The following is a 14,975-nucleotide window of genomic DNA, read 5'->3' as shown; positions in this document are numbered from 1 at the left end:
TGACTGACGGACACGAGGCGGGACACGGCAGGATTCCCCGATGGACATGGACGGGGTACAGGATCGTGCGGAGGGTGCGGCGCGTGAGGTCGGCGACTCCAGGATCGTCGAGTACGGCGCACGCACCGGGTTCGCCGCGAGCGGGGTGCTCCACCTGCTGATGGCATGGATCGCCGTCCGGATCGCGTGGTCGAAAGGCGGCGGCAGCGCCGACCAGTCGGGCGCCCTCGGCGACCTCGACGATCAGCCCGGCGGGCGGGTGCTGCTGTGGGTGGTGGTTGCCGGATTCGTGCTGCTGGCGGTGTGGCACCTCACCGAGGCGGTGACCGGATCTCCCGGTGCCGACGCCAAGGATCGCGCCTTCGACGCGGTCTCCGACACCGCCAGGGCGATCATGTTCGTGGCGCTCGCCTGGGCGGCGTACAAGTTCGCGTCCGGCGGCAGCTCGTCGTCGGGGCAGGGCACCCGCGACTTCACCGGCACGCTGATGGAACAACCGTTCGGGCGCGTGCTCGTCGCGGTGGTGGGACTGGTGATCCTCGGGGTCGGGGTCTATCACGGTTACAAGGGATGGACCGAGGGGTTCCGGGACGACCTGCAGGAGCACCCGGGCGCCACTCTCATGACGATCGGCCGAATCGGCTACATCGCCAAGGGAATTGCGCTCGGCATCGTGGGTGCGCTGTTCGTCGTCGGTGGTGCCAAAGGCAGCACGAAGGACACCACCGGGCTCGACGGCGCGCTGCGCACGCTGCTGGAGCAGCCCTTCGGGCAGGGGCTGCTCACCGTGGTCGCCCTCGGCATCGCCTGCTACGGCGTCTACTCGCTGGCGTGTGCCAGGTTCGCGAAGGTCTGACCGCCGGTCGCGCGCCTAGGCTGGACGCATGTCCGTCCAGGGCGCCAAGGTGCGTCCTCCGCGGCCCCGCCGGGAACTCCTCACGCGCGAACGGCCGGCCCGCCTGCTGCAACTGGTCGACTGCAGTGAACAGGAACGGAATTCGCGAAGAAGACACCTTCCGGACACCTGGGTATCCCCCGAAATCAAGGCCTCCTGGATTTGATGATCGACGGCTGCGACCGTCTCCACAGCCATCGAAATGCAGTGTTTGAATTCACGGAGGATCCCCATGTTCAATGCACGAACCCGGCGCGCGACCGTTGCCGGCGCCGCCACACTCGCCCTTCTGGGTGTCGGCACCTCCGCCTACGCCGGTGGCGGTCATCTGCCGCTGCTCGACCGCACGGCGAAGGGTGTCCTGGACGTTCACGGTGGCGCGATGCGCGAGGCCGGCGACCAGACGAAGATCATCGACTCCAGCGTCAAGAAGGGGCCGGCCAAGAACGTCATCCTGATCATCGGTGACGGCATGGGCGACTCCGAGATCACCATCGCGCGCAACTACCTGCTCGGCGCCGGCAAGGCGTTCAAGGGCATCGATGCGCTGCCGATGACCGGCCAGATGACCCACTACAGCGTGCGCAAGAACGACGGTCTGCCCGACTACGACCCCGACTCGGCCGCCACCGGCACCAACTGGGCGACCGGCACCAAGACGTACGACAACGCGATCTCCGTCGACCGCCACGGCAAGCCGCAGAAGACCCTGCTCGAGCTGGCCAAGGCCAGCGGGATGGCGACCGGCAACGTGTCGACCGCCGAGATCGAGGACGCCACCCCGGCCGTCCTGGTGAGCCACATCAGCGCCCGCTCCTGCTACGGGCCGGTCAAGACCTCCACCACGTGTGCGTCGGAGGCCAAGGAGAACGGCGGCCTCGGTTCGATCGCCGAGCAGATGCTCGACACCCGTCCGGATGTGACGATGGGTGGCGGTTCGGCCACCTTCGACGAGGTTGCCAAGGCCGGTAAGTGGAGCGGCAAGACCCTGGCCCAGCAGGCCAAGGACCGCGGCTACCAGTACCTTACCGACAAGTCGCAGCTGGCCGGAGTCAAGTCGGCCGACCAGAAGGCTCCGTTGATGGCGCTGTTCTCCAAGAACAACATGCCGGTGAAGTTCGCGCCGAGCACGACCGCTCAGGGCACCCTCCCGCCGGCCGAGAAGTGCCAGACCAACCCGGAGTTCTCCTCGGTGCCGACCCTGAAGGAGATGACCGACAAGTCGATCGGGCTGCTGACGAAGAACGCGGCGTCCAAGAAGAACGGCTTCTTCCTGCAGATCGAGAGCGCGTCGATCGACAAGCAGGACCACGCCGCGAACGCCTGCGGCCAGATCGGTGAGACGGCTCAGCTGGACGACGCGGTGCAGTCGGCCCTGAACTTCGCCAAGGCCGACGGCAACACGATCGTGATCGTCACCGCCGACCACGCTCACACCAGCCAGATCGTCGACGGTGCCACCCCGGGTCTCAACACCCAGCTCACCACGGCCGACAACGCCCCGATGGTCGTTGCCTACGGCACCTCGGCGGCGGGCGGCAGCCAGCAGCACACCGGTTCGCAGCTGCGCGTCGCGGGTTACGGTCCGGGTGCAGCCAACCTGGTCGGCCTCATCGACCAGACCGACCTGTTCCGCATCATGGGCGAGTCGGTCGACCACCGCGCCAAGAAGTAACACACTCACACCAAGGCGGCCCGGGGATCTCACCGGGCCGCTCTCGTGTCTGTGCCGGGTGCCGCTCGCTCGACCGGACGGCGGAAGCCGCGCCCCTCGGCGAGGGACGCGGCTTCCGGACGGACCGATCAGAGGTCGTAGTACATCTCGAACTCGTGGGGGTGCGGACGGAACCGGATTGGGTCGACCTCGTTGAGGCGCTTGTACTCGATCCAGGTCTCGATGAGGTCCTCGGTGAACACGTCGCCCTCGGTGAGGTAGTCGTGGTCGGCCTCGAGCGCGTCCAACACCTCGGGCAGCGAACCCGGCACCTGCTGGATGTTCGCGTGCTCCTCCGGGGGCAGCTCGTAGAGGTCCTTGTCCACCGGCTCCGGCGGCTCGATGCGGTTCTTGATGCCGTCGAGGCCGGCCATCAGCTGGGCCGCGAAGCACAGGTAGGGGTTGGCCGACGGGTCGGGGATGCGGAACTCGATGCGCTTCGCCTTCGGCGAGGTGCCCGCGATCGGGATGCGGACGCAGGCCGAACGGTTGCGGGCCGAGTAGACCAGGTTGACCGGAGCCTCGTAGCCCGGCACCAGACGGTGGTAGGAGTTCACCGTCGGGTTGGTGAACGCCAGCAGCGACGGGGCGTGCTTGAGCAGACCGCCGACGTACCAGCGGGCGATGTCGGACAGACCGCCATAGCCCTTCTCGTCGTAGAACAGCGGCTCGCCGTCCTTCCACAGGGACTGGTGAGTGTGCATGCCCGAACCGTTGTCACCGAACAGCGGCTTCGGCATGAAGGTGGCCGAACGACCGGCCTCGAAGGCGGTGTTCTTGATGATGTACTTGAACTTCATCAGGTCGTCGCCGGCGCCGAGCAGGGTGGAGAAGGTGTAGTTGATCTCCTGCTGGCCGGCGGTGCCGACCTCGTGGTGGGCGCGCTCGACGTTGAGGCCGACCTTCTCCATGTTGAGCACCATCTCGTCGCGCAGGTCGGCGAAGTGGTCGACCGGCGGCACCGGGAAGTAGCCACCCTTGAAGCGGGTCTTGTAACCGAGGTTTCCGCCCTCCTCCTCACGGCCGGAGTTCCACGCCGCCTCGACCGAGTCGATGTAGTAGAAGCTCGCCTGGGGAGAGGTCTGGAAGCGGATGTCGTCGAAGATGTAGAACTCGGCCTCGGGACCGAAGTAGGCGGTGTCGGCGATGCCGGTCGACTTCAGGTAGGCCTCCGCCTTCGACGCGATGTTGCGCGGGTCGCGGCTGTACGACTCACCCGTGAACGGGTCGACGATCGAGAAGTTCATGATGAGCGTCTTGTGCTTGCGGAACGGGTCGATGTAGGCCGACTTCGGGTCCGGCACCAGTTTCATGTCGGACTCGTGAATCGCCTGGAAACCGCGGATCGACGAACCGTCGAACATCGCACCGTTCTCGAAAGATTCAGCATCGAACGTCTTGGCAGGCACGTTGAAGTGCTGCATCACGCCCGGAAGGTCACAGAAGCGGACATCGACGAACTCGACGCCCTCGTCCTTGATGTACTTCAGGACCTCGTCGGCGTTGTTGAACATGGAGCCTCCATCTCGGAATGTCACGGTCGCGGGCAGCTTCGGGCCGCTCGACCTGGTGACGACCTTATCGGGGTGCCGTTTCCCGGCAATGACCCGATTGTTTCGGCAGTGTTACGTCCTTCGGTGGGATCAGGGCGGTGACATAGGCTCTGGCACGTGGTTGATCGTCGTGACATCGGTAGCTGGCTCGAGGGTCCCGGGGCGGTGCGCACGACCGCCGAAGGGGACTACCCGGGCCGTGATCTGGGCCTTCCGGAGAGCGGCCCCGGGTCGATCGCCCGCACCGGCATCCGGGCGCTCGCGATCATCGTCGACTGGGCGCTGTGTTCGTTGATCGCCGCGGCTGTGCTGGGCTACCACCTGGGCGAGCCCGGGCTCGGCAGCTTCAAACCGCTGCTGGTGTTCGTCGTCGAGAACGTGCTGCTGGTCGGCACCCTCGGCAGCACGCTGGGGCACCGCCTCTTCGGGCTGCGGGTGATCGGTGTCGACCGCACGCCGGCCGGTCTCGTCCGCGCCCTGGTGCGCACGCTGCTGCTCGCGATCGTGTTGCCCGCGGTGATCTGGGACAAGGATCAGCGCGGATTCCACGACCGCATCGCCGGCACGATGATCCTGCGCACCCGCTGAGCGGACACCCGCGCTGCAACTCGCGGCGCGCATCGAACGAAAACCGCGAAGTCCCGCGACCGAATCGGTCGCGGGACTTGGAGTTGCAGCGCGGGTGTCCGCTGCCAGGTCGCGGATCAGCGGCCGCGCAGGCCCCGACGGTCGGCACGCGCATTCTTCGGGTCCATGCCGGCCGGGATCGGCGGACGCTTCGACCCGAGCGCGCGCAGGCGCTTGTTGACCGACGACACCTCGGCGGTGGTGAGCTTCTTGTCCAGCTTGCCCATCTTCTTGGTGATGTCGCCGACGGCGATGGCGTCGTCGCCCTGGCCGACGCGGTAGATCGTCACCGGCACCTCCGGCCCGACGACCCGCTCGACCCGCTTCTTCTCCGAGTTCAGCAGCTTGGTCGCGTTGCCCCTGGGACCCTCGCCGATGAGCACGACGCCGGGCTTGCCGACCGCACGGAACACCATCGCGGCGGCGGCCATGTCACGCACGTTGCGGGCCCGTCCGGCCTCGGCGGCCACCGGCTCCTGCTCGACGAACCAGCCACGGCGCAGCGCACCGAGGGCGGCACCGGAGGCACCGGGCTGACCGTCCAGCTGGCTGTAGGCGGCCCGTTCGGCGAGTCGGCCGAACAGGATCATCGCCAGCAGCAAGCCGATCATGATGCCGATGAAACCCAGGTAGTACGGGTGTCCCCAGGCGACGCCGATCAGCAGCAGCGGCACGAAACCGACCGCGAACGCGAGTGCCATCCACAACGGAATCTGCGGGTTCTGCTTGACCGCGCCCTTGTATAGCGTGGAGATCTGGCTGAACCGACCCGGCTTGTTCGGGTCCTTGGGCTTGCGACCGGGCTTGTTACCGCGGCGCGACTTCTTGGGCGCCTGCTCGGAGGAAGTGGACATGAGGTTCAGGATACTTGCGCCTGCGCCTTGGCCACGAGCGACGCCGCCTCCTGGCGGGCCGGCTCGTTCGCCGCGGCGGCGAGGTGCTGCAGGTGCTCGGGCACCTCACGACCGAGCGCCGCCATCGCCTGGGAGTACAGGCGTCCGGCGCGGTAGGACGAACGCACCAGCGGGCCGGCCATCACGCCGACGAAACCGAGGTCGCGGGCGACGTCGGACCAGTGCACGAACTCCTCGGGCTTCACCCACCGGTCGATCGGGTGGTGCAGCGGCGACGGACGCAGGTACTGCGTGATCGTGATGATGTCGCAGCCCGCTTCGTGCAGGTCGGTGAGCGCCTGCTCGATCTCGTGGTCCTCCTCGCCCATGCCCAGGATGAGGTTGGACTTGGTGACCAACTCCTGCTCCTTGGCCATCGAGAGCACCTTGAGCGACTTCTCGTAGGTGAACGCCGGACGGATCCGCTTGAAGATGCGCGGCACCGTCTCCAGGTTGTGCGCGAACACCTCCGGGCGCGCGTCGAAGACCCGGCCGACGAGTTTGGGTTTCGCGCCGAAGTCGGGCGGGAGGATCTCGACACCGGTGTTCGGGTTGAGCTCGTGGATCATGCGGATCGTCTCGGCGTACAGACCGGCGGCGCCGTCGGGCTGGTCGTCACGGGCAACACCGGTGACGGTGGCGTAGCGCAGGTTCATCTGCTGGATCGACTCGGCCACGCGGCGCGGCTCGTCCATGTCGAGCTCGGTCGGGCGACCGGTGGCGATGTCGCAGAAGTCGCAACGACGGGTGCAGACGTCACCGCCGATGAGGAACGTCGCCTCGCGGTCTTCCCAGCACTCGAAGATGTTCGGGCAGCCGGCCTCCTGGCAGACGGTGTGCAACCCCTCGGACTTCACCATCGAGTGCAGCTTGGTGTAGGCGGGGCCCATCTTTGCGGTGGTGCGGATCCACTCCGGTTTGCGCTCGATCGGCGTCTCGGCGTTGCGTGCCTCGACGCGCAGCAGGCGGCGTCCCTCCGGTGCGACGGTCATCCTCGAACGACTCCCTCGATTGTCATGAACAGGTCACGCCGACAGCGTGCGGCACAACGGCCTCCAGCGTACGCGGCCAGTTCGACGAGGTCACAGCGGAACCGGCTACCGGGGCGTAGCGTCGACGCCCCGTGAACTCAGATCCCCGCACCGCGCCCGAGCCGGCCGCACAAAACTCCGGTTGTGCCATCTCCGCCCTCCTGCTGCTGGACATCGTGGCCGCGGTGGCCGTCTGCATCTTCGCCGGGCTGCTCCAAGCATCGCTGGCGGGCGGGTGCGACGAACCGCGCACGGGACTGTGCCGCGAGGGTCGCTTGGTCTTCTCGACCAAGGTGCTGCTCGGTTACCTGGCCGTGCTCGACGTGGGCCTGCTGATCTGGTGCTTGCGCGTCCCTGACGAGCGCCGGCAGATCCGGGCAGCCCTGCTGGTGTTCATCGCCATCCTGATCGGCGCCGTTGTCTTCAGCATCTACGTGCACAGCTGACAGGCGGTGAGCCGCGACCGTCGGCACTGCCGGCGACGCTACGCGAGGATCGAGTCGAGCCGCTTCTCGATGTAGGGCACGACCTCGGCGACGGTGACGTCGCGGCCGAGTTCCTGGCTGAGCGTCGTGACACCGGCGTCGGCGATGCCGCAGGGCACGATCGTCTGCGCCCACGACAGGTCGCAGTCGCAGTTGAGCGCGAACCCGTGCATCGTGACGTCGCGGCTGACCCGGATGCCGATCTGTCCGATCTTGCGCTCCGGTTTGCCGGCGCCCGCCTCGAACCACACGCCGCTGCGGCCCTCGACGCGTCCGGCTCCCTCGACCCCGAGGTCGTCGCAGACGTCGATCATCAACTGCTCGAGCCGCCGCACATAGGCAACGACGTCGATCGGGTCGGGCAGCCGCAGAATCGGGTAGCCGACGATCTGACCCGGCCCGTGCCAGGTGATCTTGCCGCCGCGGTCGACGTCGATGACCGGGGTGCCGTCGAAGGGGCGCTCGTGCGGCTCGGTGCGCTTGCCCGCGGTGTAGACCTTCGCGTGCTCCAGCAGCAGCGCGGTGTTCTCGCGCGTGCCGGCAACCACCTCGTCGTGCACCTGGCGTTGCAACTCCCAGGCCTGCTGGTAGTCGACGAAATCCGGGTCGAAACCGACGTGTTCGATGCGCATTCACCCAGGCTATGCCCGCCCCGGGGTTACGGGGGAGTACCCCCGATCGGGGCGGGTGGTCGCGAGCCTGCGGATGTGGACGGATGTGGACGGATGTGGACAGCGTCCATATAGGACGCCGACACCGACGCGCGGACGCTGAGGCCATGAACACGCTCAACACTCTCATCGCTGCGCCCGGCCTCGCCGGAGTCGTCGTCGCCGACACCGCCATCGGTGATGTCCGCGGCGACGAAGGCTTCTTCCACTATCGGCAGTACGACGCGACCCAGCTCGCCGAGCACCGCACCTTCGAGCAGGTCTGGCACCTGGTGCTGTTCGGCGACCTGCCGGCGGCTGACGGTGCCCAAAGCACCGAGGACGCCGCCTGGACGGCGCGCACCCAACGGGCGCTCGCGGTCGACGAGACGATCCGGACGGCCGTCACACAGGTCTTGCAGGTGACCCCGCAGGCCGACGTGATGACCATGCTGCGCACCGGTGTGTCGGTGCACGGCTCGCTCGTCGGTGACGCCGCGCTGTGGGACAGCGACGAGCCGGCGAAGGAACAGATCGCGCTGCGCACGGCGGGTTTCCTGCCGTGGCTGGTCGGTGCGGCGTACGCCGTCCGCACCGGTGCGCAGCCGCGCACCCCGCGCCCCGAACTCGGCTACGTGGGCAACTACCTGTGGCTGGTCACCGGCGCCGAGCCGTCCGCGGACGCGGTGCGCGCCCTGAGCCGTTACCTCTGCCTCACCGTCGACCACGGTTTCAACGCCTCGACCTTCACCGCCCGGGTCGTCGCCTCGACCGGCGCCGACCTCAGCGGATGTGTGGTCGCGGCCCTCGGTGCGTTGTCGGGGCCGCTGCACGGCGGCGCCCCGAGCCGGGCGCTCGACGCGCTCGACGAGATCGGCAGCGCCGATCGTGCCGAGCAGTGGGCGCGTGACCGGTTGGCTGCGGGGGAACGGCTCATGGGTTTTGGTCACGCGGTCTACCGCGGTCTCGATCCGCGCTCGGAACTGTTGAAGCGCACCGCCGCCGAACTCGGCGGCGCGACAGCCGAATTGGCGCTCGCGGTGGAAGACACGGTGGTGGCGGTGCTCGATGAGCACAAGCCCGACCGTCCGTTGCGGGCGAACGTGGAGTACTACGCCGGCGTGGTGATGGAGTCGTGCGGTCTGCCGCGCGAACTGTTCACCCCGACGTTCACGATGAGTCGCACCGTCGGGTGGACGGCGCACATTCTCGAGCAGAGCCGGGGCACCAAGATCTTCCGGCCGAGTTCGCGGTATGTGGGTCCGCCTGCACCGCAACCACTCCCGTAGCGATTCTGATGTGCGTCACTCGGGGCCGACGTACTCCGCCCGTGCCCGGAAGCGCAGCGGTTGGCCGAGCTCCTCGGCCATGTGCGCGACGAACCCGGCGATCCGCGCGATCGTGAAGATCGCTTCGCCGGAGCCGGGCGCGAGCCGGAGGCCGACCTCGAGGGCGCCGAGTGCGAGATCGATGTTCGGGTGCTGCCCGGTGGCACGCAGCGCTTCGACGATGACGGCGTCGGCCAGGTCGACCGTGTCGGGTGCGAGCTCGGCCAGGAGGTCCAGCAGCGCCGTGGCGCGAGGGTCGGGCGCGGCGTAGACGATGTGCCCGAAGCCGGGCAGCCGGCCGTCCCACACCGCCGTGGCCGCGCGCGGACCGTCGTCGGCGCACCGCTGCAAGTAGCGCACGACCTCCCGCGACACCTGCCCGTGGCGTGGGCCCGGCATGGCCGACAGGCCCGCGGTGACGACGTCGAAGACGCCGGCTCCGGTGCTCGCTGCGACCCTGGCGGCGACCGTCGACGTGGCGAGTTCGTGGTCGGCCAGCAGCACCATCGCGGCGCCGACCAGGTGCCGTTCGGCGGGGGAGCGCGCACCGAGCGCGTGGGCCAACCGCGTCGACGCGGGGCCGGCGCCGTCGGCTTCGTCGACGGGTGCGGTGGCGGCTGCGGTGGCGTCGACCGCCGCGTTGACGGCCGCTACTCCCGCGCTCGGCAGATCGTCGGACGGCGTCTCGGCGGCGGCGAGGGTGGCCACCGCGAGCCGGGCTCGCGCGGCGGGCGACGACGTGGCCGCCGACTCCCGGGCGACGCGCGCGGCCTGCGCGGAGGCAGCGTTCGGTGACCAGTCGAGTTCGGTTGTCTCCCAAAGGATCTCGGCGGTCCGTGCGAACGTCGAGTCGCGGGCGAGTTCGGTGACGTCGTGCCCGCGGTAGAACAGTCGCCCGGCCGGGTCGATGCGGGTGATCGCCGTGTCGATGCTCACCTCGAAGATGCCGGAGCGTCGCCGGATCCGGTTGTCACGCAAGGCGATCACGTCGGCTCTGCGGAACAACGACCCGTCGTGACGGCTGGCCGAGCCGGCCCGGGTCAGCACGCCCCGGCTGACGTAGGAGTAGATCGTCGCGGTGCGCACGCCGAGCAACTCGGCCGCCTGTGCGGTGCTGAGCAGATCGGACCTCACCGTTCCACCGTAGTGAGGCGATCTGGCTACGGTGAGGCCATGGCGCAGCGACTACGGGTGGCACTGGCCGGTTACGGCATGGCGGGCCGAGGCATCCACCGTCCGCAGCTGGTGGCCGCAGGATTCGAGATAGCGGCGATCTCGACCTCGTCGCCCGCACGCGTCGAACAGGCACGCAGCGACGAGCCGGCAGCGCAGATCGTGCCCGACCTCGACGCGCTGCTCGAGGTGCCAGACCTCGACCTGGTCGTGCTGGCCACCCCGAGCGGCTCCCACGCCAACCATCTGACTGCCGCCGTCGCGGCCGGCGTGCCGACCGTCGTCGACAAACCGATCACCGTCGACGCCCCGTCGGCATGCAAGGCGGTCGATGCCGCGGCGCAGGCCGCGACCCCGCTCACGGTCTTCCAGAACCGCCGCTGGGATTCGCCCCATCTGGCCGCCCGGAAGCTGCTCGACGAGGGCCGGCTCGGCGACCTGGTGCGGTACGAATTCCGTTGGGAGCGTTGGCGACCCGAACCGAAGCAGCGGTGGCGTGAGCAGGCGACTGCCGCCGAGGGTGGCGGGTTGCTGCTCGACCTCGGAACCCACCTGGTCGACTCCGCGGTCGACCTCTTCGGTCCTGTGCGCAGCGTGTTCGCCACGGTCGAGGCGCACACCACGGTCGCCGAAGATGCGGCCGTGCTCATCTGTCGCCACGCCGGCGGTGCGGTCAGCGAACTGTCCACCACCTCGCTCGCCGGCGCCCCGGGCCCACGGCTGCGAGTCACCGGCACCCGGGGCACCTTCCTGGTCACCGAGTTCGAGAGCGAACCGAACGGATTTCCCGGATTCTCCGCCGAACCCGGCTGCGTCGGGTGGCTGGTGCGCGGCGACGACCGCACACCGGTGCCGACCGTGCGTGCCGAGCGCACTTTCTACGAGCAGGTCGCGATCGCGTTGCGCAGCAACGACATCCAGGCTGCGCTTCCGGTCGACCCATGGGACGCGGTGCACACCGCCGAGGTGATCGATGCCGCCCGTGCGTCGGCCCGATCCTGGCAGGCGGTCGACATCAGCGTCTGTGGATAACTCTCGGGCGTCTGCGCGATCGGTGGCACCGTGTCGCCATGAGCAACGACAAGCCGGTGATCCCGGGGTACGAGGCGCTCGAACTCCTCGGAGCGGGCGGCTCGGGTGAGGTGTGGGCCGTGCGTCGCGCCGACGGTATGCGGCTGGCGGCCAAGCTCGTTCACCCGTCCGCCGTCGGCACGGTGGCCGAGTCCGACCTGCTGAGCAGGCTCGATCACGACCATGTCGTGCGCCTGCGGGAGGTGCTGCGCGAAGACGGCGACGCGGGTCGTCAGGTGCTGATCCTCGATCTCGCCGAGGGCGGTTCCTTGGCCGACGCGATCGCCGCTCGGGGCACGTTGACGGCCGGCGAACTCGTCACCGTGCTCACCCCGATCGCCCGCACGCTGCACGACCTGCACGGTGCCGGGCTGGTGCATTCCGACATCTCCACCGGCAACATCCTGTTCACCGACGCGGGCAAGCCCCTGCTGGCCGACCTCGGCGTGAGCCGACTCGCCGGTGTCTACGACGACCAGGTCTGGGCCACCGACGCATGGGCCGCGCCCGAGGTGCTCGCCGGCGGTGCCGCCGCACCCGCGTCCGATGTCTGGTCGCTCGGTGCGGTCGCGTGGGCCTGCGTCACCGGCACGCCGCCGCCCCCGGCGGTGCAGCGTCCGGAGTTGCCCGAGGTCGCTCCACACATGAGCGCGGCGGTGCTCACGCTCATCGACGACGCGATGAGCTTCGACGCCGACCGACGCCCGAGCGCAGGGGAGTTCGCGCTGCGGCTGTGGCGGTGCGCGACCGCCCAACCGGCTCCCGTCGCCGGCAGTGCCGGTGCCCGTCGGCGCGCCGTGCCCGACGCACCGCACGGGGACGAGGCGCAGAGTCCGCGCGTGGAGCCCGGGTTGCTCACCCGCCGGATGATCCGGGCGGAGAAGGAGGCCGAGCAGCAGGCCGAACCCGCCGACGGCGGCATCCGCGCGTTCGCCCGCCGGGTGCGGTCGGCGTTGTCGTCGGCGCTCTCTTGGCGGCGGGTGCTCGCACCGACCGCCGGTGCGCTCGTTGCCACCGTGCTGGTGCTGCTCGCGACCAGCGTGCTGCCCGGGCGCCCGACGTACGCGGTCGGTGCGGTCACCGGCCCGCCGAGCACCCCGGCAACCACTGCGGCCAGCAACCCAGCCACACCGACGACTTCACCGGCAGCGCCGGTGCAGACCCCGTCCCGGATCGTGACCGATCTGGTGGCGGCACGGGCGAGGGCGTGGAACCAGGAGGACCCCCAGCTCCTGGCCCTCGCCCTCGCCCCCAATTCGCCTGCCGACAAAGCCGATCGGGCGGCGCTGCACTCCGCCCGTCAACAGGGCGTCGACTACCAGGGCCTGTCGTTCGTGCCGGGACAGGTGTCGGTCACGGCGCGTGACACCGACCGGATGACGGTGGTCGTGCCGATCCGACGATCCGACTACGTCGTCACCGTGGCGGCCTCGACCCGCAGCCAACCGGCCGACAGCCGACGGGTGACCCTCCACCTGGTGAAGGTCGGCGACCACTGGCGCATCCACTCCTGGACCTGACAGCCCGGCCCCGCAAGTTTGCGCATCCGAGCACTTCCATCGCGTGTTGCGCAAACTTTCGGTGGGGAGGAGACGACGAAGCGGGCCGCCCCGAGGGGGGACGGCCCGCTTCGTTCGGTGGGGGTCTGTCAGACCTCGAACGCACCCTCCTCCAGACGCTGCTTCATGTGCGTCAGGAAGCGGGCCGCGTCGGCACCGTCGACGATGCGGTGGTCGTACGACAGGGCCAGGTAGACCATCGAACGGATCGCGATCGTCTCGCCACCGTCGCCGTCGTCGACGACGACCGCGCGCTTGACCACCGCACCGGTGCCGAGGATGCCCACCTGCGGCTGGTTGATGATCGGGGTGTCGAACAGCGCACCACGGCTACCGGTGTTGGTCAGCGTGAAGGTGCCGCCACCGAGCTCGTCCGGGGTGATCTTGTTGGTGCGGGTGCGGTCGGCCAGGTCGGCGATCTTGCGCGAGAGGCCTGCGATGTTGAGGTCGCCGGCGTTCTGGATGACCGGAACGAACAGGCCCTTCTCGGTGTCGACCGCGATGCCGAGGTTCTCCGACGGGTGGTAGACGATCGAGTCGTCCTGCACGCTCGCGTTGAGCTGCGGGTAGGCCTTGAGGGCCTCCACCGCGGCCAGCGCGAAGAACGGCATGAAGCTCAGCTTGACGCCCTCACGCTGCTGGAAGTCGCTCTTCGCGCGGTCACGCAGTCGGGCGATCCTGGTGACGTCGACCTCGACCACGGTGGTCAGCTGGGCCGAGACCTGCAGCGACTCGACCATGCGCGTCGCGATCAGTTTGCGCATGCGGCTCATCTTCTCGGTGGTGCCGCGCTTCGGCGAAACGGCCGCCGGAGCCGCCTGGCCACCACCGGAGGCGGCGGGAGCAGCATCCGCGGCGGGAGCTGCCGGTGCCTCCTGCTGCTTCGGGGCCTTGGCAGCCTCGGCGGCAGCCTGGATGTCCTGCTTGCGAATCCGGCCACCGACGCCGGTGCCCTTCACGGACGAGAGATCGACACCGGCCTCTTCAGCGAGCTTGCGCACCAGCGGCGTGACGTAGCCCGCCTCACCGGCGGTCGAAGCAGGCTTCGCGTGGGTGCTCTCCGGCTTCTTGTCCTCCTTCGGAGCCTGCTTCTGCTGCTGAGCGGCGTCATGCTCCTGCTCCTGCTTCTCGCCCTCCTTGCCGGGTGCAGCCTCGGGCTCAGGCGACTCCTGCTTGTTCTCGGCAGCAGCGGTGGCCTTGTCCTGCACGTCGCCGGACTTTTCCTTCGCAGCCGGCTCCTCGGATGTGTCCTCGGACTTCTGCTCGTCCTCGGGGGCGGCGTCGTCCTGCTTCGGCGCTTGCTTCGACCCGGCGGCCTCACCACCGACGATCGCGAGGTCAGCACCCACCGGCACCGTCTCGTCCTCCTGCACCAGGATCTTCGTCAGCTTGCCGGCGACCGGCGACGGCACCTCGGTGTCGACCTTGTCGGTCGAGACCTCGAGCAGCGGCTCGTCGACCGCGACGTCGTCGCCCTCGGCCTTCAGCCACCGGGTGATGGTGCCCTCGGTGACCGACTCGCCCAGCGCGGGCATCGTGATCGTCTCGCCGCCGGTGACCTCACCGGTGCTCGACGAACCCGACGAACCCGACGCCTGCTCCTTCTGCGTCTCCTCGGAGGCCTGCTCCTGAGCGGGCTCCTCCTGCTCCGCGGCCGGCTCCGGCTGCGACTCCTGCGCCGGCGCCTCGTCCTGCTGCGCAGCGGCGTCGGAGCCGTCGGAGCGACCCGACGCGGCGCCGTCGCCGATGACGGCGAGGTCGGCACCGACAGGCACCGTCTCGTCCTCCTCGACGAGGATCTCCTGCAGGGTGCCGGCGACCGGCGACGGGATCTCGGTGTCGACCTTGTCGGTCGAGACCTCGAGCAGCGGCTCGTCGACCGCGACCTCCTCGCCGACCGACTTGAGCCATCGGGTGACGGTGCCTTCCGTCACGGATTCGCCGAGTGCGGGCATCGTCACGCGTTCAGACATGTTGTGCAGTCTCCTTGTTGTGG

At 69.0% G+C, this 14,975-nt stretch carries 13 protein-coding genes; 7 read left to right on the top strand and 6 right to left on the bottom strand.

The window, feature by feature from the left end; translation table 11 throughout:
* Window positions 1-46 precede the first annotated feature (46 nt).
* Together DFJ65_RS12625 and phoA are read left to right on the top strand one after the other, a co-directional pair.
* Complete coding sequence (locus DFJ65_RS12625; RefSeq protein WP_115924297.1) at window positions 47-856, top strand: DUF1206 domain-containing protein; 810 nt, start codon at window positions 47-49, stop codon at window positions 854-856.
* A gap of 271 nt (window positions 857-1,127) precedes the next feature.
* A complete protein-coding gene (phoA, locus tag DFJ65_RS12620) occupies window positions 1,128-2,570 on the top strand; it encodes an alkaline phosphatase (RefSeq protein ID WP_115923316.1) in 1,443 nt (480 codons plus the stop codon).
* Between the two features lie 128 nt (window positions 2,571-2,698).
* On the opposite strand, the gene glnA is transcribed toward phoA, so the two are convergent.
* Entirely contained in the window at window positions 2,699-4,123 is a 1,425-nt protein-coding gene (gene glnA / locus DFJ65_RS12615; protein ID WP_115923315.1) for a type I glutamate--ammonia ligase, read from the bottom strand.
* Between the two features lie 156 nt (window positions 4,124-4,279).
* Between glnA and DFJ65_RS12610 the strand changes: the two genes are divergently transcribed.
* Window positions 4,280-4,750, top strand: a complete 471-nt coding sequence (locus DFJ65_RS12610) for an RDD family protein (RefSeq protein ID WP_115923314.1) — start codon at window positions 4,280-4,282, stop codon at window positions 4,748-4,750.
* A gap of 116 nt (window positions 4,751-4,866) precedes the next feature.
* On the opposite strand, the gene DFJ65_RS12605 is transcribed toward DFJ65_RS12610, so the two are convergent.
* Both DFJ65_RS12605 and lipA read right to left on the bottom strand, forming a co-directional pair.
* Entirely contained in the window at window positions 4,867-5,643 is a 777-nt protein-coding gene (locus DFJ65_RS12605) for a DUF4191 domain-containing protein (protein WP_115923313.1), read from the bottom strand.
* A gap of 5 nt (window positions 5,644-5,648) precedes the next feature.
* Window positions 5,649-6,674: a lipoyl synthase gene (gene lipA, locus DFJ65_RS12600; protein ID WP_115923312.1), complete on the bottom strand. Its 1,026-nt coding sequence runs from the start codon at window positions 6,672-6,674 to the stop codon at window positions 5,649-5,651.
* Window positions 6,675-6,805: 131 nt separating this feature from the next.
* On the opposite strand from lipA, the gene DFJ65_RS12595 reads away from it, so the two are divergent.
* Window positions 6,806-7,159: a hypothetical protein gene (locus tag DFJ65_RS12595; protein ID WP_115923311.1), complete on the top strand. Its 354-nt coding sequence runs from the start codon at window positions 6,806-6,808 to the stop codon at window positions 7,157-7,159.
* Between the two features lie 38 nt (window positions 7,160-7,197).
* On the opposite strand, the gene lipB is transcribed toward DFJ65_RS12595, so the two are convergent.
* Window positions 7,198-7,830, bottom strand: a complete 633-nt coding sequence (lipB, locus tag DFJ65_RS12590) for a lipoyl(octanoyl) transferase LipB (protein WP_115923310.1) — start codon at window positions 7,828-7,830, stop codon at window positions 7,198-7,200.
* Window positions 7,831-7,976: 146 nt separating this feature from the next.
* On the opposite strand from lipB, the gene DFJ65_RS12585 reads away from it, so the two are divergent.
* Window positions 7,977-9,137: a citrate/2-methylcitrate synthase gene (locus tag DFJ65_RS12585; protein WP_115923309.1), complete on the top strand. Its 1,161-nt coding sequence runs from the start codon at window positions 7,977-7,979 to the stop codon at window positions 9,135-9,137.
* A 15-nt stretch (window positions 9,138-9,152) separates the two neighbouring features.
* Here the strand turns inward: DFJ65_RS12585 and DFJ65_RS12580 are convergent, their stop codons facing one another.
* Entirely contained in the window at window positions 9,153-10,310 is a 1,158-nt protein-coding gene (locus DFJ65_RS12580) for a citrate synthase (protein ID WP_115923308.1), read from the bottom strand.
* Between the two features lie 39 nt (window positions 10,311-10,349).
* Here DFJ65_RS12580 and DFJ65_RS12575 point away from each other — a divergent pair, with 39 nt between their 5' ends.
* Window positions 10,350-11,381 carry a Gfo/Idh/MocA family protein gene (locus DFJ65_RS12575; protein WP_115923307.1) on the top strand — a complete coding sequence of 344 codons (1,032 nt, stop codon included), beginning with the start codon at window positions 10,350-10,352 and terminating at the stop codon, window positions 11,379-11,381.
* A gap of 38 nt (window positions 11,382-11,419) precedes the next feature.
* Entirely contained in the window at window positions 11,420-12,940 is a 1,521-nt protein-coding gene (locus DFJ65_RS12570) for a serine/threonine-protein kinase (protein WP_170144087.1), read from the top strand.
* A 128-nt stretch (window positions 12,941-13,068) separates the two neighbouring features.
* Here the strand turns inward: DFJ65_RS12570 and sucB are convergent, their stop codons facing one another.
* Entirely contained in the window at window positions 13,069-14,952 is a 1,884-nt protein-coding gene (gene sucB / locus DFJ65_RS12565) for a 2-oxoglutarate dehydrogenase, E2 component, dihydrolipoamide succinyltransferase (RefSeq protein WP_115923305.1), read from the bottom strand.
* Window positions 14,953-14,975: the final 23 nt, after the last annotated feature.

This window comes from Calidifontibacter indicus (genome assembly GCF_003386865.1).
Classification (GTDB): Bacteria; Actinomycetota; Actinomycetes; order Actinomycetales; family Dermatophilaceae; genus Yimella; species Yimella indica.
This window is presented reverse-complemented; position numbering and strand designations above follow the sequence as displayed.

Coding starts and splice junctions, on each gene's coding strand:
- DFJ65_RS12625 (WP_115924297.1), top strand. CDS start 47: ATGGACGGGGTACAGGATCGTGCGGAGGGTGCGGCGCGTGAGGTCGGC.
- phoA (WP_115923316.1), top strand. CDS start 1,128: ATGTTCAATGCACGAACCCGGCGCGCGACCGTTGCCGGCGCCGCCACA.
- glnA (WP_115923315.1), bottom strand. CDS start 4,123: ATGTTCAACAACGCCGACGAGGTCCTGAAGTACATCAAGGACGAGGGC.
- DFJ65_RS12605 (WP_115923313.1), bottom strand. CDS start 5,643: ATGTCCACTTCCTCCGAGCAGGCGCCCAAGAAGTCGCGCCGCGGTAAC.
- lipA (WP_115923312.1), bottom strand. CDS start 6,674: ATGACCGTCGCACCGGAGGGACGCCGCCTGCTGCGCGTCGAGGCACGC.
- lipB (WP_115923310.1), bottom strand. CDS start 7,830: ATGCGCATCGAACACGTCGGTTTCGACCCGGATTTCGTCGACTACCAG.
- DFJ65_RS12585 (WP_115923309.1), top strand. CDS start 7,977: ATGAACACGCTCAACACTCTCATCGCTGCGCCCGGCCTCGCCGGAGTC.
- DFJ65_RS12575 (WP_115923307.1), top strand. CDS start 10,350: ATGGCGCAGCGACTACGGGTGGCACTGGCCGGTTACGGCATGGCGGGC.
- DFJ65_RS12570 (WP_170144087.1), top strand. CDS start 11,420: ATGAGCAACGACAAGCCGGTGATCCCGGGGTACGAGGCGCTCGAACTC.
- sucB (WP_115923305.1), bottom strand. CDS start 14,952: ATGTCTGAACGCGTGACGATGCCCGCACTCGGCGAATCCGTGACGGAA.